Origin of the sequence: Shewanella sp. SM73 (genome assembly GCF_025653795.1) — a bacterium.
Classification (GTDB): domain Bacteria; phylum Pseudomonadota; class Gammaproteobacteria; order Enterobacterales; family Shewanellaceae; genus Shewanella; species Shewanella oncorhynchi.
The window spans coordinates 150,049-176,233 of record NZ_JAKKRY010000013.1 but is presented as its reverse complement, the minus strand read 5'-3'; the positions used below and the strand labels follow the sequence as shown (position 1 = coordinate 176,233).

16 protein-coding genes are annotated in these 26,185 nt (G+C 45.0%); 11 read left to right on the top strand and 5 right to left on the bottom strand.

What is annotated here, in order from left to right:
* Positions 1-19: 19 nt before the first annotated feature.
* Positions 20-3,436: a chromosome segregation protein SMC gene (locus tag L5M51_RS17195; RefSeq protein ID WP_263146359.1), complete on the bottom strand. Its 3,417-nt coding sequence runs from the start codon at positions 3,434-3,436 to the stop codon at positions 20-22.
* 197 nt (positions 3,437-3,633) lie between these two features.
* On the opposite strand from L5M51_RS17195, the gene cysZ reads away from it, so the two are divergent.
* From cysZ to L5M51_RS17180, 3 genes are all read left to right on the top strand, one after another.
* On the top strand, positions 3,634-4,413 hold the full coding sequence (gene cysZ, locus L5M51_RS17190) for a sulfate transporter CysZ (RefSeq protein ID WP_028760963.1): 780 nt from the start codon (positions 3,634-3,636) through the stop codon (positions 4,411-4,413).
* 185 nt (positions 4,414-4,598) lie between these two features.
* Positions 4,599-4,775 carry a hypothetical protein gene (locus tag L5M51_RS17185; protein ID WP_263173857.1) on the top strand — a complete coding sequence of 59 codons (177 nt, stop codon included), beginning with the start codon at positions 4,599-4,601 and terminating at the stop codon, positions 4,773-4,775.
* Between the two features lie 36 nt (positions 4,776-4,811).
* Positions 4,812-7,007, top strand: a complete 2,196-nt coding sequence (locus tag L5M51_RS17180) for a carbohydrate binding family 9 domain-containing protein (RefSeq protein WP_263173855.1) — start codon at positions 4,812-4,814, stop codon at positions 7,005-7,007.
* 100 nt (positions 7,008-7,107) lie between these two features.
* On the opposite strand, the gene L5M51_RS17175 is transcribed toward L5M51_RS17180, so the two are convergent.
* On the bottom strand, positions 7,108-8,229 hold the full coding sequence (locus L5M51_RS17175) for a beta-ketoacyl-ACP synthase III (protein WP_219253774.1): 1,122 nt from the start codon (positions 8,227-8,229) through the stop codon (positions 7,108-7,110).
* Complete coding sequence (locus L5M51_RS17170) at positions 8,226-9,428, bottom strand: RDD family protein (RefSeq protein ID WP_263173853.1); 1,203 nt, start codon at positions 9,426-9,428, stop codon at positions 8,226-8,228. Before L5M51_RS17170 ends, L5M51_RS17175 begins: the two co-directional genes overlap by 4 nt.
* 250 nt (positions 9,429-9,678) lie before the next feature.
* Between L5M51_RS17170 and cysK the strand changes: the two genes are divergently transcribed.
* The 4 genes from cysK (at position 9,679) to L5M51_RS17150 (ending at position 16,482) form a co-directional block, all read left to right on the top strand.
* Positions 9,679-10,647, top strand: a complete 969-nt coding sequence (cysK, locus tag L5M51_RS17165) for a cysteine synthase A (RefSeq protein WP_113940761.1) — start codon at positions 9,679-9,681, stop codon at positions 10,645-10,647.
* Positions 10,648-10,849: 202 nt separating this feature from the next.
* Positions 10,850-11,923, top strand: a complete 1,074-nt coding sequence (locus tag L5M51_RS17160) for a methyltransferase (RefSeq protein WP_173497362.1) — start codon at positions 10,850-10,852, stop codon at positions 11,921-11,923.
* 152 nt (positions 11,924-12,075) lie between these two features.
* A complete protein-coding gene (locus L5M51_RS17155; protein WP_263173852.1) occupies positions 12,076-13,074 on the top strand; it encodes a TDT family transporter in 999 nt (332 codons plus the stop codon).
* A gap of 693 nt (positions 13,075-13,767) precedes the next feature.
* Positions 13,768-16,482, top strand: a complete 2,715-nt coding sequence (locus L5M51_RS17150; protein ID WP_028760970.1) for a TonB-dependent receptor plug domain-containing protein — start codon at positions 13,768-13,770, stop codon at positions 16,480-16,482.
* A gap of 152 nt (positions 16,483-16,634) precedes the next feature.
* Here the strand turns inward: L5M51_RS17150 and focA are convergent, their stop codons facing one another.
* The gene (focA, locus tag L5M51_RS17145; protein ID WP_263146348.1) at positions 16,635-17,630 is read right to left on the bottom strand and encodes a formate transporter FocA; all 996 of its coding nucleotides are present in this window, start codon (positions 17,628-17,630) and stop codon (positions 16,635-16,637) included.
* Between the two features lie 1,215 nt (positions 17,631-18,845).
* Here focA and pflB point away from each other — a divergent pair.
* Both pflB and pflA read left to right on the top strand, forming a co-directional pair.
* Positions 18,846-21,128, top strand: a complete 2,283-nt coding sequence (gene pflB, locus L5M51_RS17140; RefSeq protein WP_028760972.1) for a formate C-acetyltransferase — start codon at positions 18,846-18,848, stop codon at positions 21,126-21,128.
* A gap of 63 nt (positions 21,129-21,191) precedes the next feature.
* The gene (gene pflA, locus L5M51_RS17135; protein ID WP_105252135.1) at positions 21,192-21,932 is read left to right on the top strand and encodes a pyruvate formate lyase 1-activating protein; all 741 of its coding nucleotides are present in this window, start codon (positions 21,192-21,194) and stop codon (positions 21,930-21,932) included.
* A gap of 44 nt (positions 21,933-21,976) precedes the next feature.
* Here the strand turns inward: pflA and yfbV are convergent, their stop codons facing one another.
* On the bottom strand, positions 21,977-22,420 hold the full coding sequence (gene yfbV / locus L5M51_RS17130) for a terminus macrodomain insulation protein YfbV (RefSeq protein ID WP_081729091.1): 444 nt from the start codon (positions 22,418-22,420) through the stop codon (positions 21,977-21,979).
* Positions 22,421-22,561: 141 nt separating this feature from the next.
* On the opposite strand from yfbV, the gene ackA reads away from it, so the two are divergent.
* Positions 22,562-23,761 carry an acetate kinase gene (ackA, locus tag L5M51_RS17125; RefSeq protein ID WP_105252134.1) on the top strand — a complete coding sequence of 400 codons (1,200 nt, stop codon included), beginning with the start codon at positions 22,562-22,564 and terminating at the stop codon, positions 23,759-23,761.
* 111 nt (positions 23,762-23,872) lie between these two features.
* Positions 23,873-26,026 carry a phosphate acetyltransferase gene (gene pta, locus L5M51_RS17120; protein ID WP_028760976.1) on the top strand — a complete coding sequence of 718 codons (2,154 nt, stop codon included), beginning with the start codon at positions 23,873-23,875 and terminating at the stop codon, positions 26,024-26,026.
* The last annotated feature ends 159 nt before the right edge of the window (positions 26,027-26,185 follow it).

Below are 26,185 nucleotides of genomic sequence, written 5' to 3'. Positions count from 1 at the left end.
TACCCTGTCTTTCTTCTAGTTATCCAGCGTCAGCCATCGCCACCGCTTGCTCTATGTCTACCGCAACTATACGAGACACACCGGGCTCGTGCATAGTCACGCCAATAAGTTGATCCGCCATTTCCATGGTTATTTTGTTATGGCTGATATAAATAAACTGTACGCTCTGTGACATTTCTTTTAGCAATCGACAGAAGCGTTCTACGTTGGCATCGTCTAATGGCGCATCCACTTCATCTAACATACAGAAGGGAGCAGGATTCAGCCTAAAAATGGCGAATACCAATGATAAAGCGGTTAATGCTTTTTCACCACCCGAAAGAAGATGGATTGTGCTGTTCTTCTTCCCCGGTGGTTGGGCCATGATAGTCACGCCCGTTTCTAGCAAATCGTCGTCAGTTAACGCTAAATAAGCTCGGCCGCCACCAAACACTTTCGGAAATAAGCGTCCGAGATCTTCGTTGACTGAGTCAAATGTCGTCTTAAAGCGGCTTCGGGTTTCCTTATCTATTTTACGGATCGCTTCCTCTAAGGTTGCAAGCCCTTTATTTAAATCGTCATCTTGATGATCAAGATAAGATTTTCGCTCACTTTGCTGTTCAAATTCTTCGATCGCCGCAAGGTTAATGGCACCTAAACGAACAATTTTCTGCCGTATTTGATCTAAATCACTCTGCCACTTGTCTGGCATCCCCTCTGCGGGCAAGTTTCCAAGGATTTCAGACAGAATGATTTGCTGTTCCTGCAAGGCTTCCAGCTGACTATTCGCTTGGCCTTTTATTCCTTCACGACGTAACTTTAACGTGCTCAGGCTTTGAGTCAAGTCCTCAAGCTTACCAAGCTCTTGTTTTTGCTTTATTCCTATACTGTTTAATGTGTCTGTGAGCACACTTTGCTGCTGACGAACCTCTTTTAAGCCCTGTTGTTGCTCATGTTGTTGCTTTAGTAACTGCGTTAACTGCTCAGTCAGCTGCACACTATTTTGCACCCCACTCAATTGGGCAACTTTGGCAAGTTCTGTTAACACAGACTCGCGGGAGTGGATGAGTTCATTGACACGCACTTGCTGTAATTCAATTTGCTCCGTGCTCACGGCCATGCGCATCGTCACGGCTTGCAAACCCGTCGCAGTGGCTGATAATTGACGTTCTACCTCAGTAATACGCCCTTTTAATGCTTGATGGCGCACACTATCAGCCTGTGTGTCTTGGATGAGTTGCCGCTGAATATCTTCACTAGCCTGCAGCGTCTCATCGAGCTCCATTTCTTGTTCTGCTAATAATTCGTATTGCTCGCTTAAGCGTTCAATATCAATCAAACTCGTACTTAAAGCCGCGTCGAGTTTACTTTGCTGTTCGACGCGCGCCTTCACTTGCTCGATTAAACCACTAAGCTGCATCGACTTAGTCGCTTTGTCTAACTGCCATTGATGTAATTTTTGCGCGCCATCGGTCAGTTGCAGTCTTTGTTGCTGCAAAATAGCCGCAAGATCTGTCATCTTGTCTTGCCGAATCTGCAGGGATTGTTGCAAATCGAGGATATTTTGCGCTAACTGAGCTTGCTCTTTACTGAGTTGCACCAGTGACTGGGCGCCCTCTGTTTTCGTGATTAAAAAACCTTGTCCCAGTAGATAACCGTCGGCGGTGACAATCCGTTGATCGGATGTTAGCTGTGGCAGCAGTTCTTTCGCTGCATGGATATCCTTTGCCCACTTAAGCCCCGCTAACCAAGGGGCGAGATTCACCTTAGCCTGTAAAAATTCACTTTGGCTTGATTGTGACGCTAACGCTTGAAACCCCATTTCAGTTTCAGTGACGCCAACGGGCAAGGTCAACAAGCCATTTAGGGCGAGTTCCGCCGCTGTTTCCCAACCATTTTCAACGGTTAAACTCTGCCATAACTGCGGTTTATCACTCTGCTGTTCTTGCTTAGTCAACCACTGTTCAACCAGCTCATGGCGCGCTTTAGTCGCGGTTAATTGCTGCTGAATGTGCTCAGCGCTATGACGGGCTTCATCTAAAGCTTGCGTACTTGCACTTACACTTTGTTCTTGCTGATGATTAATTTCATTTTGCAGTGTGAGCGCATCATCCAAAGACTCAATATCTTGCTGCAATGGTGTAATACTCGATGCGAGATCACCGTCCATTAACGCCGAAAGTTGCGCCTGCTGCTCACGACTTTGCTGCTGTTTGTGTTGCAGTAATTGCTGCTGATGCGCTAACTGGCTGCGACGTAGTTCAAGCTGCAACTTATGCTGAGAAACATCCGCTGCCTGTTGGCGCGCCACTTCGGCCTGCTGCTGACTGCGTTCTATGCTCATTTCCCATTGGGATTGCAGCTCATCCATGAGCTCTTGTTGCTCATCATGCTGTGGCCCAAGTTTGGCAAGCTCAAGCTCCAACGCGCTAAGACTCGCTTTATAGCCGTTAAGCTTGTCGGTATTTTGTTGGATATGCTCTTTGACTTGCGCCAACTGGGTTTCGAGCTGGGCGTCGCGCTGCTTTTGATTCTGTAGCTGTTGCTCTAACTTAGCGATTTCAGTACCAGTCAGATAATAGGCTTCAACGGCTCGCTGCTCTTGCTCCGCCAATTGCGCGAGTTGCACTTGCAGTTCAGTGGTTTGTAATTCATCTGTTTGCGCGAGTGACTGCGCCGCCGCTTGCTGTACTTCAATAGCACTTATCTGCTCAGATAGGCTCGCCATCTGAGCTTGCAACTCTTGATAGCGCATCACAAGGAGTTCAGCATGGGTCTTACGCTCGGCCTGTTTAAGCTCACGATATTGTTTAGCGGCTTTAGCCTGCTGCGCGAGTTTATCTAACTGCTTACCGAGTTCACTGCGAATATCGCCCAAACGCTCGAGGTTTTCGCGGGTATGGCGAATACGGTTTTCAGTTTCGCGCCGACGCTCTTTATAGCGGGAAATCCCAGCGGCTTCCTCAATAAAGGTGCGCAAATCTTGGGGTTTAGATTCAATCAGGCGGGAAATAGTGCCTTGCTCGATAATGGCATAACTGCGCGGGCCAAGACCTGTGCCCATAAACAAGTCGGTAATGTCTTTACGACGACACTTTTGACCATTGAGAAAATACCAAGACTCACCGTCGCGGCTCACCTGACGCTTAACGGCAATTTCTTCATAACTGGCATACTGACCCGCGAGGCGACCTTCTTTGTTTTCAAAAATAAGTTCAACACCCGCCACAGACACAGGTTTTCGCGCACTTGAACCGTTAAATATCACATCGGCCATAGAATCACCGCGTAGGTGCTTCGCCGAGCTTTCACCGAGCACCCAACGCACGGCATCGATCACGTTCGATTTACCGCAGCCATTTGGGCCAATAATGGCGGTTAATGCCTGTAAAAAAGGAATTTTCGTAGGATCGACAAACGACTTAAAGCCGGCAAGTTTTATCTGTTTTAATCTCATGGTGCCAGTTAGCGCGTCTCTGAAGTCTGGCCCGAAAATGAGCCAAGCGGTGCAAATGCATTCTGCTGGCAACTTTAACAAAGCAGGCAGCATTTTGTAACGCTTTTTATTGAATTCATGCGGCTTTTAGCTTGTCATCTGTCCATGAGTTGATCACAATCGCATATAGCTGTCGCTTAACTTTTTGGAAAAACGATATGACACAGAAAAAAACCTTGCCCTTCCCAGCCAAAAGCGGCGTTAATTATTTTCTCGATGGCTTTGGTTTAATCACACGTAAAGGCCTGCGCACTTTCGTATTTATTCCGTTAATGATTAACCTACTGCTGTTTGCTGGCGTCATTTATGTAGCCATAGGCCAGTTAGATACGCTATTCACTTGGATGAATGCCCAGCTCCCTGACTACTTAAGCTGGTTAAACTTTTTGCTTTGGCCCCTCGCCGTCACCACTATGCTGGTGATGCTTGCTTTTGTATTTAGCTCCGTCATGAACTGGCTCGCTGCCCCCTTTAATGGTCTGTTGGCTGAAAAAGTCGAGCAGTTGTTAACTGGTAAGCAGCTGAATACCGGTTCTGGTATTGATTTAATCAAAGACTTACCGCGTATCCTTGGGCGTGAGTGGATCAAACTCAAATACTATCTGCCCCGCGCACTGGTATTTTTGTTATTGTTTTTAGTGCCTATGGTAGGCCAGACGCTGGCGCCGATTTTATGGTTTCTATTCAGCGCTTGGATGATGGCGATTCAGTACTGCGATTATCCCTTCGATAACCACAAGGTCAGTTTTAAAGATATGCGCTTTGCCTTGAATCAAACCCGTGGCACCAGTTTTAGCTTTGGCGCCACTGTGACGCTATTTTCGATGATCCCCATAGTCAACTTTATCGTCATGCCAGTGGCGATTTGTGGCGCGACGGCCATGTGGGTCGATAAGTATCGTGAAGCGTATCGCAACCATGCCATCGCACCCGAGTAGTAACACCAGCAGTGCTGAGTCATGGCTCAGCACTGCGCCCCAACTTTTTAGACCCAATAACCGCCTAATCTCATCATGTTTCTCCCCCGTTAAAACCAACGCAAACCTTGTAACAATTACTCGCTATTGTTAACTTCACGTTTTCTGGCAAAATGCGCGCCACGAATGTGTTATTTGAGTCTTTTTTGTTGAAATCAATCTTAGCCATCATCTTATCTAGTCTTGCTTTTCTACCTGTAACTTGTATTGCTGGCTATGCCAGCCAATTTCAGTTAGCCATTCCAACACTTAACAGTGCTGCCAATATCGACGGTGAGTTGGACGATGCCATTTGGCAACAAGCCGCAGTCACAGAGCTCTAATACGAAACCCAACCAGGGGAAAACATTGCCGCATTAGTGAAAACCGAGGCGCGAGTCTATGCGACTAAAACCAGTCTTTTTGTGGCATTTACTGCCAAAGATATTAATCCCAAACTCATTCGGGCAACCCTCAAGGACAGAGACAAGCTGTGGAGTGATGATTTAGTCGGAATTAAACTCGATACTTTTAATAATGCCCGTTTAGCATACCAATTTTTTATTAATCCCCTTGGCGTGCAATTAGACTCAATTGAAAACGAACTAACGGGTGAAGAAAGCGAAGCATGGGATGGTATTTGGAAATCTGCAGGCAAGATCACCGCCGATGGCTATCAGGTCGAAGTCGAATTACCACTGAGACTGTTCAACTTTGACGACAAGAAAAGCCTGCAAGAATGGGGCTTTGAGTTAATTCGTTATTATCCACGCAATGAAAAACATCGCCTATCGACCCATAAGATTGACCGCAATACGAGTTGTCAACTTTGTCAGTTAGGTGTGGCTTCTGGCTTGGCGGGGGCAGAACAAGGACAGGATGTACAAATCACCCCGACTTTTATCGCCAACCGTAACGAACATAAACAGGCGGATGGCTGGGAAGCTGATAACAATCTCGAACCAGGTGTAGACTTACGCTGGGGCATTAATTCCAGCACCTTACTCAATGCCACCATTAATCCCGATTTTTCCCAAGTGGAATCCGATGCAGGCCAGCTCGATGTGAACAGCACTTTCTCCTTGTTCTATGATGAGAAACGGCCGTTCTTTTTGGATAATAAAGACTATTTCGACACACAGGTTAATCTGCTGCACACCCGCAATATTGTTGCACCAGACTATGGTATCAAACTGACAAGTAAGAGCGATGATCACACCTTAGCTCTGCTAGCGAGTAACGATAGCCAAACCACGTTTTTGGTACCGGGAAATTTAAGCTCAGAGGTTGCCTCGCTTGATCAAGAAAGTTTGAACCTTGCGGGACGTTATCGTTTCGACATGAGCAAAACTTTCTCCATCGGCGGGTTACTTACCGCGAAAACGAGCAGTGACAACACTCACAATGGTACAGTAAATAACCCCCACAATGAGATCAACAGCCAACCCGATTACCACAACTATGTCATTAGTCTGGATGCGAAATATCAACCAACACCACAGGACAGTTTCACTGCACAAGTGGCCCAATCGGATACTCAATACCCCACGGGAGTCTATCGTCAATTTTGTACTGATACTGAAAATGACCCTAGTAATGGTTTGCCCTGTGGCCAATCTCAGCTTGATTGCGAACTCGGTCACTGCCAACTCAACGAACAAGTATTACGTAGCCAATCTGATAGCCGCTTTGGCGGCAATTTATATCAGTTAACCTTTAAGCACGAAGAGCGAAATTGGTTTGCATACAGTGAATACAACGCAGTTGATCCCGATTTTCGTGCCGATTTAGGCTTTGTCGAAAAAATCGATTACCGCACCTTTGAGGCTGGTGCGGGTTTGATTTGGTATCCTACGGGCACCTTTAACAAGGTGGAATTAGCTGGAGATTGGGATATCACTCATAACCAAGCAGGCGAACGACTTGAAGAAGAGTATGAAGCCTACATCGAAATCCTCGGCGCATTACAAAGCGAAATCACCTTTGGTGTAGAAACCCGTGAACGTGTGGGCCCTCGCCGCAATGCTTCACTGCTCACTATCGCCGGAAATAGTCAACTATATGATGAAACCCAAGTGTGGTTTTATGGCGCAGTAACCCCGTTATCGCCCCTGAGTATGGAGCTTGAAATGTACTACGGCGATGAAATTGATTTTATCAATGATAGGCTGGGCACTAAAACGCAAATGAACCCGAGTATCAATTGGAAAATTGCTAATGGACTTTCTATCGATATCTCCCATGTTTATCAGCAAATGGATGTGGAACAAGATGCGCTTTTTACCGCTAATCTGAGCGATGTACGCCTCAACTGGCAATTCAGTCTACACAGTTTTATTCGCCTTTCTAGCATTTACACCCGGATAAATCGCAATGTGGCGCAGTATTTATATTCAGCGCCGCAGAGTGAGGAAGCGCATTTAGGCAATGAGCTCCTCTACGGTTATAAACTCAATCCGCAGAGTGTGTTCTACCTCGGATACTCTGATAGTTTACAGGCTAATGATGAGTTAAGCCGCCTGACGCGGGACGAGAAAACCTACTTTATGAAGTTAAGTTACGCATGGCTGCTATAAACAATCATTGCCTTAAACAGAAAGCAACTTAGGCAAACAACTGACATAAAAAAGCCCACATCTTCCTCGATGTGGGCTTTTTATTATGACGGTGAGAATCTTAGACCTTCTGCAGAATAACACTACCAATAGAATATCCTGCGCCAAACGAACTCAATAAACCTAAATCGCCAGTCTTAAAGTCACCGGAAAACTTATGAAATGCAATCACAGAACCCGCGGAAGCCGTATTGGCGTATTCATCTAGTACCACGGGCGCTTGTTCCGCTGACACATCATCCCCAAGCAACTTTCTCACCACAAACTGATTCATGTTGATGTTCGCTTGATGTAACCACAAACGTTTGAAGGACTGTGGCGTTAACGCTTGTTCGGCCAGATGTTCATCCAAATGTTGGTAAATCATCGGCAACAGCTCTTTAAATACCTTGCGCCCTTGTTGGTGGAATAACTTATCGGCTTGATGGGCCGCACTCGGATCGCAGCGGTTCAAGAAACCGAAATTACTGCGAATATTGTTCGAGTAATCGGTAAAACAGCGGCTCGAGAGGATCTTAAACACATGGTCAGACGGGGCTAAGCTTTGTTCTTCCAGTACCAGAGCCGTCGCCACATCACCGAAGATAAAATGGCTGTCACGGTCGCGATAATTCACCTGTGCCGAGCAAATCTCAGGGTTGATCACTAACACTCTTGAGGCAGAACCCGTAGCAATGGCATTAGCCGCGGCGACAATTGCAAACGTCGCCGATGAACACGCTACCTGCATGTCGTAACCATAACCCCGCGTACCTAGTGCACGTTGAATTTCAATCGCCATAGCAGGATACGCACGCTGAGTATAAGCACAGGCAACAATCACTAAGTCAATTTGTTCAGCCTTGAGATTAGCATTCTTTAGTGCCATCAAGGCAGCTTCAAGGCCAATCTCAGCCTGCATAGATAATTCGTCACTGCTGCGCTCAGGAATCAACGGCATCATGACTTCGGGATCCAGAATGCCCTCTTTCACCATCACATATCTGTGCTTGATGCCGGAGGCTTTTTCAATAAACTCGCTCGATGAATAGGACAAAGCCGCAACATGGCCTTGCTCAATTAAGCCTGCATTTTCAAGATTGAAAATATCCACATAAGCATTGAAGCTCTCAACTAAGGCTTCATTGGAAATACTGTGGGGCGGCGTAAATAGGCCACTCCCCGAAATGACGACCTGTTTCATAAATGCTCCAAACGGGTACTGGTTGTAAGGTGAGCAGAGGATGCATCATCACTCGTAAGCACAGGTGCTAACTCATTTTGCCCCTGCGCTTGTTGCTCTAATCGTTGCTTTTTATGCATTTGCACTAAGTCTATCACGACTGTTGAAGATATTTTATCTTGGATCCCCTGCCGATTGGCATCCCAAAATATTTGCATAAAGCCAAGTAAGCCTGTGGTAAAGCCTGCGGCATAGCCACCATAACGGCCAAACGCGGCCCATAAACTGATGTTGGCACCATCGAGCTGGATCACCCGAATGCCCAGCATCTTCTTACCTAAGGTTTGACCATCAAATCGTGCAGTAAAGACGGTAAAGTAAAACGCTGCCCAACCAAAACCCAGCCCCATATCACTCAGAAAGCCTTTAACCCAAGCGACAACACTATGGCTTGTTGCTTCATCAACGGTTCTGAGGCGAGAATATTGCGAAGGGCTCACATTCACTGCATCAGCCACCGCACTTTGCGGCTGTACATCCGGCGAAATAGCTTGAATAGGCTGAAGTGGCTCAGGCGGAGAATCTGTTGTCGCCAACTCAACAGGAAGCGTAATAACAGGCCATAGGCTGCCATTAAGCACTTCCGCCTGTAACTTTTCACTGTCTATGGCAGGCAAACTACTGTTGGCTATGGTTGCTAGCACTATTTCACGTTGATCATTTTCTGTCATGCCCTTTGATCCTGAAGCGCTTTTTATCGCTTCATGTAGGGATTGAACTTGAGTTTTACCACAAGCATAATTATTGCACTGGCTCAACGACATCAATGCTGGTAGTGACGTAATGATTTGTTCACCTAATGCCAATTGTTGCTCTACTCCCTCACTGCTTTTAACGTCTGAGCCATTAAAATCAAACAGATTATTGGCGGTTGTCAGCAACATAAAAACCAACATCAGGGCATAAAGTCCCCACTTTAATAAACGACCAAACTTACGACTGCGCTTTTCAATCCAGATAATACTGACCACCAGCAAGACAAACATCCAATCCATCTGTTCAGCTAACACAGTGATCAGCAAACCATCAATCAGTATGGCTAACATCCGCTTCAACGGTGTCGCCAATGGGGTATATAACACGGCTGCTGCAATGGTAAATGCCTTTGGCGTTACCATCGTTTTTGGATCTTTACCCAGATCCATTTGTTGCTGCTTCATCTTTGCGCTTGTCCGATACGAGTGATAGGCTAGTTTTACGATTGAGACATCAAGAAGTTATCCCTGTTAATGCCACAATCTTTTTTATGTTAGCAAGAGGTTAACACAGTTAAACTGGCTGCCAATCAGGGTTTGCGAATAACAGCACACCCTTTAATAACCAAATCGAATAAAGAAGAACAAACAATCACTTCTAAAAGCGCCACAGCAGATTATGATTCAGTAGTGCCAACATAGGAGCAAGCAATCCATGAGCAAAATTTTCGAAGATAATTCATATACTATTGGTAATACACCACTAGTACGTTTAAACCGTGTTAGCCAAGGTAAAGTGCTGGCCAAAGTCGAAGCCCGTAACCCAAGTTTCAGTGTTAAATGCCGTATCGGTGCCAATATGATTTGGGATGCCGAGAAGAAAGGTCTATTAACAAAAAATCACGAGCTGATTGAGCCGACATCAGGCAACACAGGTATTGCATTAGCGTATGTTGCCGCGGCCCGTGGCTATAAACTGACCCTGACCATGCCAAATACCATGAGTTTAGAGCGTCGTAAGCTACTCAAAGCCCTAGGCGCAACTCTCGTGCTGACTGAAGGCGCGAAAGGCATGAAAGGTGCCATTGATAAAGCGGAAGAAATTCGCCAATCGGCTCCTGAAAAATACATTTTATTGCAGCAGTTTAATAACCCTGCTAACCCAGAAATCCATGAAAAAACCACAGGTCCAGAAATCTGGAATGATACCGATGGTGAAGTGGATGTGTTTGTTGCCGGTGTAGGTACTGGCGGTACAATTACTGGGGTAAGCCGTTACTTGAAAAAAGTGGCCGGTAAAACCATCACCTCAGTTGCGGTTGAGCCAGCAGATTCTCCTGTTATAGCTCAAACCTTAGCGGGTTTACCTGTGCAACCAGGGCCGCATAAAATCCAAGGTATTGGTGCTGGCTTTATCCCAGGTAACTTAGATTTAGAATTGATTGACCGTGTTGAAGCTGTTACTAACGATGAAGCCATCGACATGGCCCGCCGCTTAATGCAAGAAGAAGGCATTTTAGTGGGTATTTCATCGGGTGCCGCCGTTGTCGCCGCCAACCGCATCGCTGAGTTGCCAGAGTTTGCAGGCAAAACCATTGTGGTGATTTTGCCATCGGCTGCCGAGCGTTACCTATCTTCAGTCTTGTTCCAAGGCCAATTCGGCGACGAAGAAAACGTTCAATAAACGACGTTTTATCGTCCTTAAAATACCCAGCTTTGGCTGGGTATTTTTATTTATGGCATTCCATTATTTAGATCTCGATTACAGAGCATAAACAAGTTACTGCTCAAGTTTGGATACAGCTCATAGTTCTTTGTATCTCAACTGGCTTTCACGGCTAACTTGGTTATAAAGAACGGACCCGCTCGCCAATTCATTCCTTTTTATGTCTTTTTACCGAACACCAAGTAACATCAGCGCCTTCAATGCAAAGTTTGAAGCTCAAAAAATTGCCTTTGGCCCCATTAGTTTCCAAGTCGCCCACTGCCTACTCAAATTCGATGTGCTAGCCCAAATAGATAAAGCGGCCGAACATGGGATCACTGCGGCCGAGTTAAGCCAATCCACCCCACTGAGTGAATATGCCTTGGGGGTATTGTTGGATATGGGGCTCAGTATGGGTCTCGTTTGGCAACATGAAAATGGCTATGTGCTCGACAAAACTGGGCACTTTTTACTCCATGACGACATGGCAGCCATCAACCTTAACTTTGTGCAGGATGTTTGCTATCAAGGCCTTTTTAACCTTGATACCGCGCTACTCGAAGGCAAGGCCGCAGGACTTAAGGTGTTCGGTGACTGGAATACCATCTATCCCGCCTTAAAAGATCTACCACCCAAAGCGAAACAGAGCTGGTTTGCCTTCGATCATTACTATTCGGATCATGCCTTTCCACAGCTTCTACCATTAGTGTTTGCCCATAAGCCAATCCATTTAGTGGATATAGGCGGCAATACCGGAAAATGGGCACTGAGCTGCTGTGATTATGACGCAAACGTTGAAGTTACGATTATGGATTTTCCGGGTCAACTAGAGGTAGCCACACAAAATGCACTCGCACGAGGTTTTGCAGCACGCGTGCATACCTTTGCCACCGATCTGCTGGACGACTCACTACCCTTTGTCGAAGGCGCCGATACTTACTGGATGAGTCAATTTCTGGATTGCTTCTCAAAAATCCAAATCCTGAGCATTTTACAACGCACGGCAAAGGCAATGACATCAAGCAGCCAACTCTTTATCGTCGAAACCTTTTGGGATAGACAGCCATCGGCCGCCTCCGCCTATTGCGTAAATGCCACTAGCCTCTATTTCAGCGCCATGGCCAATGGCAATAGCCGCATGTATCACTCTAAGGATTTATTGGCCCTGCTTCACCAAGCGGGACTGTATGTGGATGAAGACACAGACAATCTTGGCCTAGGGCACACGCTACTACGTTGTAAACTCAAACCTTAAGTTTAATAGCAACATCAAAGTAAACAAAACTTATGCAATGAATAAAATTAATCAAATTTATTTATCATTGATACCCGCAGTACACTAAATACATCAAAACAGCGCCCCAAAAAAGCGATGTTAAGCATTGTCAGTATTGAGAGGTATTCAAAATGACTTCAAAACGCAAACGCTGGACATCCCACGCAGCTAAACTTCCCAGCCCTATGGCTGGGTTGGCACTGGCAATTGCCAGCTTAGGTTGGACATGGGAGAACATGACACCTTCACTTAATGGCGCAGGACAACTCACAGGGGCCATCATAGCCTCTGTGTTACTGTTATTGCTCATGGGTAAATTCATGCTTCATCCTAATATTTTAAAGGACGAGCTAAGCCACCCACTGATTGGTAGTGTGATCCCCACCTTCGCCATGGGCTTGATGGTGGTGTCTAAATCACTCGGCGATTATTTCCCCCATGCAGGCTTAACTCTGTGGCTAGTCGCCATTGGTATCCATGTGATCTTCCTAAGCGCGTTTATCTATTATCGCGCCATTGATTTTAAACTCGAGCACATGGTTCCAAGCTGGTTTGTACCACCGATTGGCATTATCGTCGCGGCGGTGTCTTTCCCTGTGTCTGACTACCAATGGTTAGCAAATGCCATTTTGGTTTTTGGGATGTTGGCTTACTTAATCATGCTGCCTTTGATGCTCTATCGCCTCATTTTCTGTCAGGCGATACCCGATGCCGCTAAACCAACCATTGCCATTCTCGCGGCGCCCGCCAGTTTATCACTTGCAGGTTATCTGACCGTTTGCGAGCAGGCGTCGATTCCCTTAGTCGCCTTACTACTGAGCATCGCCATTCTGATGACCAGCATCATCTACTTGGCCTTCTTTCACCTACTAAAACTGCCCTTTAGCCCAGGCTACGCAGCCTTTACCTTCCCTATGGTGATCGGTGCAACCGCCCTCTTTAAAACCGCTGCTTGGTTAACGCAGTTCAATAACATGGGTGAGTTAGCGATATGGATAAAATACTTAGCAGAATTCGAACTGGTAATCGCCACCTTAGTGGTTGCCTATGTCGCCCTACGTTATTTAGGACACTACTTTCCACTGCAATTTAACGTGGTAGAGCACAAATCAGTTCTAAATAGCAAATAAACAGAACAGCTTTTTGTAAAAATAATTAACCATACAAATGAATTGTTCACTCAAAAAACTAAACAATAAACCGAAAGCGAAGTGAATAGATATTCACTTCGCTTTTATATTTAAACAGTCAAAATTAAATAATCAGAAATAGCATTTGATTAGTTTTTATTCTTTACAACATTTCATTCCATAATTTTACTTCTAGCTTACTGACGCGGTGTAAAAATATCACCATACAAAATTAAACCGCATGAAAACCCTTATTGATAACACTCCTCAATCATCCAATCTAAAATATATGGAATGACAAACCATATCGTTATTAATTTTTACTTTTTCACATAAAATAGTTTCAAACTATTATTGAAAACAACAAAATTAAAACACAATAAAATAAAACATTAGCAACAATAAAAAAACACAAAAAACCAATAATAAAAACAAAAAGCCAAATAAAAAACAAAACCCTCAGATTAAAACCTTATCTGCCACCGATTACACACACACCCTACTTATATCTGCATTTTAAAAAGAGAGTAAATAACAAATTTTAAACAAAACTCCAGCATGGCCAATGTTGCACTTGTTATTTTCTTGTGGTTATATCCTGAACTCAATTAAATGAGAGCTTAATTCTTTACATAAGTAACCATTTAAGAAAAATAAAAAATAAACATACAACATGTGTTAAGGGAGAATAAAATGCGTGCAAATTCTACATTAGCCAAAGCCGTTCGCTTTGCATTAATCAGCGGAGCAGCTACTGCCGCGTTAACCACTTCGATAGTATATGCAGCTGAAGATGGTGCCAAAGTTGAACGTATTGAAGTAACAGGTTCACGTATTAAGCGTACCGATATGGAAACCGCAACCCCAGTTACAGTACTAAGTGCTGATGATATGGCAAAACAAGGTTTTACTAATGTACAAGATGCATTGCAGAGCCTGACTTCAACAACAGGAGCAATGACAACTCAATCAGTACATGGTTTTACACCAGCTGCGTCATCAATCAGTTTACGTAATGCGGGTGCAAGCAGAACGCTAACATTGATTAACGGTAAACGTCTCAACCAATATCCTAAACCAGCAGGTGGTACAGACAACTTTGTTGATACCGCAAACTTACCAATGGAAGCTGTTGCTCGTATTGAGATATTACAATCTGGTGGTTCAGCAATTTATGGTGCAGATGCTGTTGGTGGCGTAGTAAACATTATTTTAAAAAGAGATTTTGATGGCGTCGCATTAAAATATCGACATGGTGATACTACTGAAGGCGGTGGTGGAAGCGATCGAATTGCGCTATCTCTGGGTTCATCTTCCGAACGTGGTAACGTCTCAACCTTCATCGAATTTACTGATACTGAGCGTTTGAATGCAACTGATAGAGCTGTTTTTGGATTAGATACAGACAAAGTACCTTATAGTAAATATTCACAATACAGCTCATATGGGGCTGGCATTACAGGTAAAAAACCTGCTGGTGGAACGACACCAAAAGGCCAACGTGTCCTAACTGCGAGTGAATGCGAAGCGGGCGGTTTTCTTTGGACAGGTAGCGCATGTGGCTTTGATCGCTCAAAGTGGCGCGATCTATCACCAGAAAGCACTCGTTTTATCAGTTCAACGAACTTTAACTATGAACTTGCAGATAATTTGAACTTTGTAGGACGTCTTGATTTTGCAGAAGCAAAATCAACAACACGTATCGAACCTATGGGTATCGATAACTACACAGTCAATGTTGCAGGAGACAAAGTAACTTTAGGTGTTGATTTAGATGATTCACTGACAAAAACATTCGACAAGAATACAGGTCTTGGTGGAGATTTTAAAAATGCCGAAAATGGTGACTACAACTATATTCGTCGTTTGCACGAATTCGGCAACCGCGCAGGAGAAACAAGTACCCGTAACTATTTCTTCACCGCGGGCTTGGAAGGCGTGATCGCTGATGATTATAGTTGGGATACATCCGTAAATTACGGCCGTACTAATGTGGATGTATTCAATAGTGGCTTTGCGACTGTGGGTGGATTATTTAATTATCTAGCTCAAGGTACTGACGGTAAATCACTGCTTGCGCCTATCAGCACAAATGATGTCAGCGGTATAGCGTACACTCCGTTTGAAAAAGCTCAATCAACTCAAAAAAATATTCAGGCAAATATCACAGGTCCAGCATTTGAACTGCCAGCAGGTTCAGCAGACTTTGCTTTTGGGGCGGAATATACCACTCAAGACTACTCATCAGAATCTGACTCAGAATCTGTTAAAGGCAATATTCTAAGCCGTGGTGGTTCATCAGGTGCTGGTGAGCGTTCATACTGGGCAACCTATATGGAATTAAAGCTTCCAGTTCTTGAGGACTTAACACTTGATGCGGCCTTACGTTATGACCGATATGATGATTTCGGTGGAAATTTGTCGCCGCAATTAACCGTAGAGTATCGTCCACTTGATGAATTATTAGTTCGTGGCTCTATCAGTAAAGTGTTCCGTGCACCAGATATGCATCGCGTATATGGAGATGCAACTAAAGCATATAGCAATATCATTGATTTTAAACAGTGCCAAGCTCTAGGTGGAACTCCATCTCAGAAAAATCCAGATCCAACACTGAACAAAATCTGTAATGAACTCAATATTGATATCACTACTGGTGCTAACAAAGATCTTAGCGCTGAAACAGGCTATACAGCCAACATAGGTGCTGTATATGGTGGCGATAGCTTAAATGCTTCACTCGATATTTGGGAGTGGAAACTGGATGACATGGTAAGTGACATCTCTGCAAGCAAAGCTGCTCGTGAATATGAAACTTATGCAAACATGATCACCCGTGACGCATTAGGTACTATTACTCACATTAATACCGTCGCACAAAACCTTGCTTATCAGAAAGTTCGTGGTATTGACTTAACCACTGGTTACGGATGGGATGTCGCTGACTTTGGTGAGTTAAAACTAAACTTTAATGGTACTTATATTCTTCTTTCTGAAGGACAAACAGATCCTACAGCTGCAATTGATGATGACATCGATGATGGTGGTTTACCGCAATATAAAGCCAATATCATTTTAGGTTGGTATATAAACGATTTTGAAACAACTTTAGGCGCTTACCACACAGCAAGAATGCATGGTGTTGGATATAAATCGTTTAAAAAAGCTGCATTAGATAAAGGTTTGGCATTCGATGAAAGTGCAAACGAAATTGCATCACAAACGAAGTGGAACTTAACATCGGCTTATAACATCACAGACGCAATTAAAGTGACTGGCGGTGTAATGAACTTATTTAATGTTGGACCAAACTTTGATCCAACAGATACAGCCTGGCCACACTATAACCGCTCATCATATGATGCGCGTGGTCGTGAATGGTTTATCGAAGGCGAAGTTAAATTCTAATATGGTGTTTATGAGTTAGAACCTAATCAAAAAACGGCATCTTCGGATGCCGTTTTTATTTACTTCATTATTTACACATCATAGTAAACCGACATAAAAATGCCCAGCTACCTGCTGGGCACTTTCACTTCAGACTGATAATTAAAGACGTTTTAGGAATGTTTAGTCAGCTTAATCTCACTCTGGTGCTGAGGTTTTTCAGTATGTGAATGTGGTGTAGAAAAGTGTTCATGATGAGCTTTGTGTGATTCAGCCAAGGTGACTTTACCCTGCTCTATCCACCAATAACCTAAACCAACAATCACACCGCCACCGACAATATTGCCTAAGGTTACAGGTATTAAATTATTGAATATAAAGTTTGCCACGGTTAAATCGGCAAATTGTGCTTGAGTAACCCCTAAAGACACGAAGAACTCTGGGCTGGCGATTGATTGGATCATCATGCCCATAGGCACCATAAACAGGTTAGCGATACTGTGTTCAAAGCCACTACTGACGAACATAGCCACAGGTAAAATTAACAGTAACGATTTAGTCAGCACATCACGGCTGGCAAAGGTCATCCACACACCTAAACACACCAACATGTTACATAAAATGCCTAAACTAAAGGCTTGGACCCAAGTATGGTGCAGTTTGTGCTGTGCCACTTTAAGGGCATTTAATCCCCAGTTACCACCATCGAGATCATACATACCTGCGGCAGTGATCAAGCAAACCATCAACAGAGCGCCGACAAAATTGCCGGCATACACGCGGCACCAACATTTGAGTAATTCAGCGCCAGTGACCTGTTTTTGTGCCCAGGCGACGGTACTGAGCACAGAACTGGTGAACAGTTCTCCACCGCAAACAACCACTAAAATTAAACCTAAACTAAAGGCTATTCCGCCAACGAAACGAACTAAACCCCAAGACGCATCGCCTGCGCCAGTGGTTACGGTTAAATAAAAAACAAAGGCTAAAGCGATAAATGCGCCAGCAAACACGGCTAAGCCAAAGGACTGCCAAGGTGCTTTAACCACTTTGCTTGTCCCGTAAATTTCAGCCTGATTGTAACAACTAAAATGAGCTGAAACCTGTGGCGCTTCATGTGCGCTGTTTGTCACAGTTGGAACTGATGACGATGGATTTGGGCTTTTCATTGCATAACTCCAACTTCAGATAAACAAACTTGAACGCGTAGCATAGGTATCTCCAGCAGCGCCATTGCGCAGATAACACGAATCAAAACCGAGATAATGATTTGCTTAAATGATGATTCACTAAAGTCTCGCTTTGTATCATACAACGCGCTTATGCTGTGAAGCAGATATTGCTAAAGCGTGATGCTATTCACACCCAAAATGTGAAAACTTTGAAGCCAAAAACACAAAAGGTTAATTGGTCTTACCATGACAGCCCGATTTTCATCGCGAGAATGTGGCTTAATTAAGATGGTATACAATGCATATCCTGCACGTTTCCATCTCATATTTAGCGAACTAACGCTTAAATTAATGCGCTATAGATTCAAGCAAACCTCAGCAATGACACATTAAATGACCAATAGCTTGATGCATGTATCTCGGTATTCATTAAATTGAACCCACTATAACCCATACTTTAGCATTTACAGTTTAGTCCAACAGCAAGTAACAAGTTGCCTGCATCATAGCAAACTACTGTATTTAGCCACTCTTTAACCCTTCCTGAATGATTTAAGCATTGCATGCTTTATTTGATGGCGTTATGACATGCCGTCTCCTAAATCGACACTAAGTTAGCAAATAAAAATAAATTAATACAAATAGCTAACATCAAACTTATTTTTAATATCATAACCACTGCGCCTACTGTGACAGCTCCCATTATCGAGCAGTGACTCCCACCAATCAAAATCAGCCTATACGAGGATAGATTTATCCTCGCTAAAGGTGGACAGTAAATGGGAACAATATAGGCAGGCTGATTTAAGAGATATGGGGTTCAGATGTCACACCAACTTAAAAAGCGTGCCGTATTCCCTATTGTGGTAAAAAAATGCTACCTAGCTAGCAAATTTGGGATTAACAGAGCATAAACCAAGCCGTTTAAGATGCGATAGCGACAGACCTATGTTAATATGCTTATGGACAATTGGTCTTACCAATTATAAAGATTTATCAGTAGCCGATAATCAAAGTAAGCGAATATTTGTCATCTTATCGGGTATCAATAGACAGACTTTTGGAGTGACGAGCGCTTCAAAATCCAGTTCCCATCATAGGGCGTCATCATGAAGGGAGCTTTATTTCAGGAATTAGCTATTGGCTTATACTCAGCATTGCTTAACGCTGATCGCCAATAACCTTTTATCTCAACCAGAAGGTATTAGTACGATGACCGACAAAACTGAACTGTTTGCCAACGCATGGGAAGGCTTTACTCCTGGCGATTGGAAATCTGAAGTCAATGTACGTGACTTTATCCAACAAAACTACGCGCCTTTTGAAGGCGACGAGTCCTTCCTCGCCGGTGCCACCGAAGCGACCACAAAATTGTGGGATAAAGTCATGGAAGGCATCAAACAGGAAAACCGTACCCACGCGCCTGTTGATTTCGACACTAAGATGGTTTCAACCATCACTTCCCACGACGCTGGCTATATCAACAAAGAATTAGAAACTATCGTTGGCTTACAAACAGACGCGCCGCTAAAACGCGCTATGTTGCCTAACGGTGGTATTCGTATGGTGGAAAGCTCATGCGCCGCCTACGATCGTGTACTGGATGAAGATGTTAAATACGTTTATTCAGAACTGCGTAAAACCCATAACCAAGGTGTGTTCGATGTTTACACCCCCGAAATTATGGCCTGTCGTAAATCAGGTATTTTAACGGGCTTACCCGATGCTTATGGCCGTGGCCGTATCATTGGTGACTATCGCCGTGTGGCACTTTACGGTATCGATTACCTGATGAAAGATAAGTTTGCCCAATTTAGCTCACTGCAAGCGCAGTTCGAAGCGGGTGAAGAGTTATCTAACGTTATCCAATTACGTGAAGAAATTGCCGAGCAACACCGTGCATTAGGCCAAATGAAGAAAATGGCTGCCAAGTATGGCTTCGATATTTCTCGTCCAGCGACCAATGCACAAGAAGCGATCCAATGGACTTACTTCGGCTATTTAGCTGCAGTGAAGAGCCAAAATGGCGCTGCCATGTCATTAGGTCGTACCTCTTCATTCCTCGACATCTATATTGAACGTGATCTGAAAAATGGCACCTTAACTGAGCAACAAGCTCAGGAAATGGTTGACCATTTCGTGATGAAATTGCGTATGGTGCGTTTCCTACGTACCCCTGAATACGACGAATTGTTCTCAGGCGACCCAATTTGGGCGACGGAGTCAATCGGCGGTATGGGCTTAGATGGCCGTACGTTAGTGACGAAATCAAGCTTCCGTTTCTTGAACACCCTTTACACTATGGGTCCAAGTCCAGAGCCAAACATCACAGTATTATGGTCAGATAAACTGCCAATCGGTTTCAAAAAATATTGCGCCAAAGTGTCTATCGACACTAGCTCAATCCAATACGAAAACGATGACTTAATGCGTCCAGATTTCCAATCAGACGACTATGCAATCGCCTGTTGCGTGAGCCCTATGGTTGTGGGTAAACACATGCAGTTCTTCGGTGCTCGCGCTAACTTAGCGAAAACCATGCTGTATGCGATTAACGGCGGCGTAGACGAAAAACTGAAAATCCAAATTGCCCCTAAAGCAGACATGATCACAGACGAAGTGCTCAACTTTGATGATGTGATGAATCGCTTAGACGGTTTAATGGATTGGTTAGCGACTCAATATGTCACTGCACTGAACTCAATCCACTACATGCACGATAAGTACTCTTACGAAGCCGCGCTTATGGCGCTGCACGACAGAGACGTACGTCGCACTATGGCTTGTGGTATTGCGGGTTTATCTATCGCAGCCGACTCACTGTCTGCCATCAAATACGCCACCGTAAAACCGGTTCGTGATGAAAACGGCATAGCAGTTGATTTCGATATCAGCGGTGATTATCCAAAATTTGGTAACAACGACCCACGTGTAGATGATATCGCCTGTGACTTAGTTGAACGTTTTATGGCGAAAATTCGTGACCGTAAAATGTATCGCAATGCGATCCCAACGCAGTCAATTCTGACCATCACCTCAAACGTGGTTTATGGTAAGAAAACCGGTAACACACCAGATGGTCGTCGTTCAGGTGCGCCATTTGCACCGGGTGCAAACCCTATGCATGGCCGTGATGAAAAAGGCGCAATCGCTTCATTAACCTCAGTGGCAAAACTCCCATTTGCCCACGCTCAAGACGGTATCTCTTATACCTTCTCAATCGTGCCAAATGCGCTGGGTAAAGATGATGATGCTCGCCGTACCAACTTAGCGGCATTGATGGACGGATACTTCGACCACAATGACAAAAAAGAAGGTGGCCAACACTTGAACGTCAACGTGATGAACCGCGAGATGCTCGAAGATGCCGTTAAGCATCCAGACAAGTATCCACAGCTGACCATCCGTGTTTCTGGCTATGCAGTGCGCTTCAACTCACTGACGCCAGAACAACAACAAGATGTGATCACGCGTACGTTCACAAAAGGTCTGTAAGCTAAATTAGTCAAGGCTGTAGTACACTGTGCTACAGCCTCACTTATTTTAACAGGAGTCACAATGGCAGTTATCGGTCGGATCCACTCGGTGGAATCCTTTGGCACAGTAGATGGTCCCGGCATACGGTTTATCACCTTTATGCAGGGCTGTTTAATGCGCTGCCAATATTGCCACAACCGTGACACTTGGGATCTTGATGGTGGAAAAGAAGTTCTGGTCGATGAGTTAATGAGCCAAATCATCAGCTATCGGCCTTTTCTCGATGCCAGCAATGGTGGTGTTACGGCCAGTGGTGGTGAAGCCATTTTACAGGCCGAATTTGTCGCCGAATTATTCACGGCTTGTCAGCAAGAAGGTATTCATACCTGTTTAGATACCAATGGTTTTGTACGTAAGTACACGCCAGTGATTGATGAGTTACTCGACCATACTGACTTGGTCCTGCTCGACATCAAGCACATGGACGATGAAAAACATATTGAGTTAACCAAAGTAAGCAACCATAGAACATTACAGTTTGCGCAGTATTTGGCAGAGCGTAATCAAGCGACATGGATACGTTATGTCGTAGTGGGCGGATTTACCGACGATGAAGCATCGGCATTACAACTGGCCGAGTTTATCAAGCCCATGAAAAACATTGAAAAGGTAGAGTTACTACCCTATCACGAATTAGGTAAACATAAGTGGGAAGCCATGGGCGAAAGCTATCAACTCGATGGGATATCCCCCCCGAGTCGAGAAACCATGGAAAAGATCAAAGCGGTATTTGTCCAGCAAGGGATTAACGCGATTTATTAATCCACAGTAACAAAAGAGCCAAAAGGGATAACCGCGGCAACGGCCTAAAGTTCTTCCCAATAACTGGCATCTAAACGCTCAAAGGCTATTTTTAAAATCAGTGCCATATCGAGGTAACAGGCTTTAGCGCCTAACGTGTGGCAATTGATACCCATGGATGACAACTTCGCACTCAACTGGTTAATCCAGTCGAACAGAGTTAACGGTAATGGATGGCGAGCTCGCCAGCCTAACCACAGCAGCCCCTGTAACGGTAAGCTGATGAAAAATAAACCGAGAGTGACAGCTTGGGGCAGAAATGCCCAACCGTGAATATACAGCTGGCTCATGCTCACAAAAATCGCCAGCACTGGCATCACCAGTATGGCGAGCTGAGTTGCTCGGACGACCCGATACTCAGGAAAATAAAAACCCAGTTGTCTAACCATAGGCCAAGTCTTCATATACTGATGACCATCACCTAAGGTTTTGAGGATCTTAATGCTCAATCTGAGACACCAACTACAATGGAATACTGCTCTTACCATAGCACAATCTGGCGAATCGCCCCAAGACTGATATGGTAAAAACACCGCAGTTCCTCATTATTTTGAATCGTTATATTAAACACAATGGCAAAGGGTTTACACATGTCAAATAAACTGGTTTTAGTTCTCAATTGCGGTAGCTCTTCTCTCAAATTTGCCGTCATTGACGCGCAAACAGGTGACGACCAAATTTCTGGCTTAGCCGAATGTTTTGGTTTAGAAGACTCTCGCATTAAATGGAAAATCAACGGCGAAAAACATGAAGCAGCCTTAGGTGCATTTACGGCTCACCGTGAAGCAGTTGAATACATTGTTAATAAAATTCTTGCGGAACAACCTGAATTAGCAGCAAAAATTCAAGCCGTTGGCCATCGTATCGTTCACGGTGGTGAGAAATTCACTCGCTCAGTGATCATCGATGAGAGCGTGATCAAAGGTATCGAAGATTGTGCTTCATTAGCCCCACTGCACAATCCTGCTCACCTTATCGGCATCCGCGCGGCAATGGCCTCTTTCCCTAAATTGCCACAGGTTGCTGTATTTGATACCGCTTTCCACCAAAGCATGCCAGACAGAGCTTATGTCTACGCCCTGCCTTACAAGTTATACCGTGAACACGGTATCCGTCGTTATGGCATGCATGGCACGAGTCATTTATTCGTTAGCCGTGAAGCGGCAAAAATGCTCAACAAGCCAATTGAAGAAACGAATGTAATCTGTGCTCACTTAGGCAACGGCGCGTCAGTCACCGCCATCAAAGGCGGCAAAAGTGTCGACACTTCTATGGGGTTAACCCCATTAGAAGGCTTAGTGATGGGCACTCGTTGTGGCGATATTGACCCTTCAATCATCTACCACTTAGTTCATCAACTGGGTTACACCTTAGAAGAAGTGAATAACCTGATGAACAAGCAAAGTGGTCTGCTGGGTATTTCCGAGCTGACCAACGATTGCCGTGGCATCGAAGAAGGTTACGCCGAGGGCCATAAAGGCGCGACCTTAGCCTTAGAAATCTTCTGCTACCGCTTAGCCAAGTACATCGCCTCATACACTGTGCCACTGGGCCGTTTAGATGCAGTCGTCTTCACCGGCGGCATTGGCGAAAACTCAGATTTAATCCGTGAAAAAGTGCTCAACATGCTGGAAATCTTCAATTTCCATGTCGATAGTGAGCGCAACAAAGCGGCGCGTTTCGGTAAGAAAGGTATCATCACCCAAGATAAAGGCACGATTGCCATGGTGATCCCAACGAACGAAGAATGGGTTATCGCCGAAGATTCCATTAAACTTATCAACAAATAAAAAGACCTAAGCCGTTTGCTCACCCAGACGGCTTTATACCTTACGTAGCCGTACTCACAAGCAAATTTGCAGAAACTATTCTGCCAAAAACCATCGAAACTAGAGGTTTTTATGTCTCGTAATATTATGTTAATCCCCATAGGTACCGGAGTCGGCCTGACCTCCTTAAGCCTTGGGATGGTGCGCGCACTGGAGCGCCACGGGGTTAAGGTTCAGTTCTTTAAGCCTATTTCTCAGCTTCGTCCAAACGATAATGGCCCAGAACGCTCGACCACTATTCTGAGCAAATCGCCAACAGTAAATCCCTTAGAGCCCTTCGACATGGCCCATGCCGAAGCCTTAATTCGCGCCGATCAAATCGACGTCTTAATGGAGCAAATCATCGCCCGTGCGGCCGATTGCGCTAGCAACACAGAGACCTTAATTGTCGAAGGTTTAGTGCCAACGCGTAATCATCCCTTCGCCGATGATGTGAACTATGCCATCGCTAAAGCCATGGATGCCGACGTAATTTTTATTGCCACACCAGGCAGTGATACGGCTACAGGGCTAATGAATCGCCTCGAAATCGCCTATAACTCTTGGGGCGGGAAAAAGAATAAACGCTTAATTGGCGCTGTGATTAACAAGATTGGAGCACCCGTGGACGACGAAGGTCGCGCGCGCCCTGATCTATCTGAAGTCTTTGATCACCAAGGTGTTCAACGCTCAGATGCGGCCAGCATGTTCCAACTGCCGGGTAAAAGCCCACTGCGTATTTTAGGCAGCGTGCCCTACAATCTTGATCTTGTTGCACCTCGTGCATCGGATTTAGCGAAACATTTAAGTGCACGCATTCTGAATGCTGGCGAAATGCATACCCGCCGTCTGCGTAAAGTAACGTTTTGTGCCCGCAGTATCCCGAACATGGTCACTCATATTAAGACTGATTCCTTGCTTGTAACCTCAGGCGACCGCTCAGATGTGATCGTATCAGCCTGTCTTGCGGCCATGAACGGCGTGAAAATTGGTGCCCTGTTGTTGACCGGTAGCTATGAGCCGGAGCCAGAAATTCTTAAGCTGTGTGAGCAGGCCTTTGAAACCGGTTTACCTGTGTTCTTGATCGACAGTAACACTTGGCAAACCTCGCTCAACATTCAACGTTTCGACCATGAAGTACCCGTCGATGACGCGGTTCGTATCGATCTGGTGCAGGATTATGTGGCCAGCCACATCGACCAAACGTGGATTGAAAGCGTGACTAAAAACTCACCCCGTGAGCATCGCCTGTCACCACCAGCTTTCCGTTACAAACTCACGGAATTGGCGCGCGCCGCCCACAAGACTGTGGTGCTGCCAGAAGGTGATGAGCCGCGTACCATTAAAGCAGCGGCCATTTGTGCCGAGCGCGGTATCGCGCGCTGTGTACTTTTAGGCAAAAAAGATGAAATCCTGCGTATTGCCGCACAACAAGATGTAGTGCTTGGCGAAGGCGTGATCATTATCGATCCTGAAGAGGTGCGCGACCGTTACGTAGAACCTATGTTGGAACTGCGTCGCAGCAAAGGCTTAACTGAAGTCGTTGCCCGTGAACAGTTAGAAGACAACATGGTGCTCGGCACTATGATGTTGGCGCAAAACGAAGTCGACGGTATCGTTTCTGGTGCGGTTAACACCACAGCCAATACCATTCGCCCACCACTGCAATTGATCAAAACAGCACCGGGCTCAAGCTTAGTTTCATCCATCTTCTTTATGCTGATGCCGGATCAAGTGCTTGTTTACGGTGACTGTGCGATTAACCCAGATCCCAATGCTGAGCAGTTAGCTGATATCGCCATCCAATCGGCAGAATCAGCAAAAGCCTTTGGTATCGAGCCAAGAGTGGCGATGATCAGCTACTCAACCGGCAACTCAGGTACAGGTTCTGATGTGGATAAAGTGCGTGAAGCAACCCGTATTGCCAAAGAAAAACGCCCAGATCTGATTATTGATGGTCCATTGCAATACGATGCGGCGGTTATGCCAAACGTTGCACGCTCTAAGGCACCTAATAGCCCTGTCGCTGGTCAAGCTACCGTTTTCGTGTTCCCAGACCTTAATACAGGCAACACGACTTACAAGGCCGTACAGCGAAGCGCCGATCTGATCAGTATTGGTCCTATGCTGCAAGGTATGCGCAAACCTGTGAACGACTTGTCTCGCGGCGCGTTAGTCGATGACATCGTCTACACTATCGCCCTAACGGCAATTCAAGCCGCACAGAACGACGCAGCTAAAGGCTAACAGCATTAAATCTGCATAGCGTTACGTACAAAAAAGCACTGGTTATTACCGGTGCTTTTTTTATGCTCAAATTTAGCGTAAACCATACCGTTGATCGCAAGAATCGCTTAATGGATGAGTCGAAATTGCAAAAGATAAAGAGAAAAACGAGAAATATCG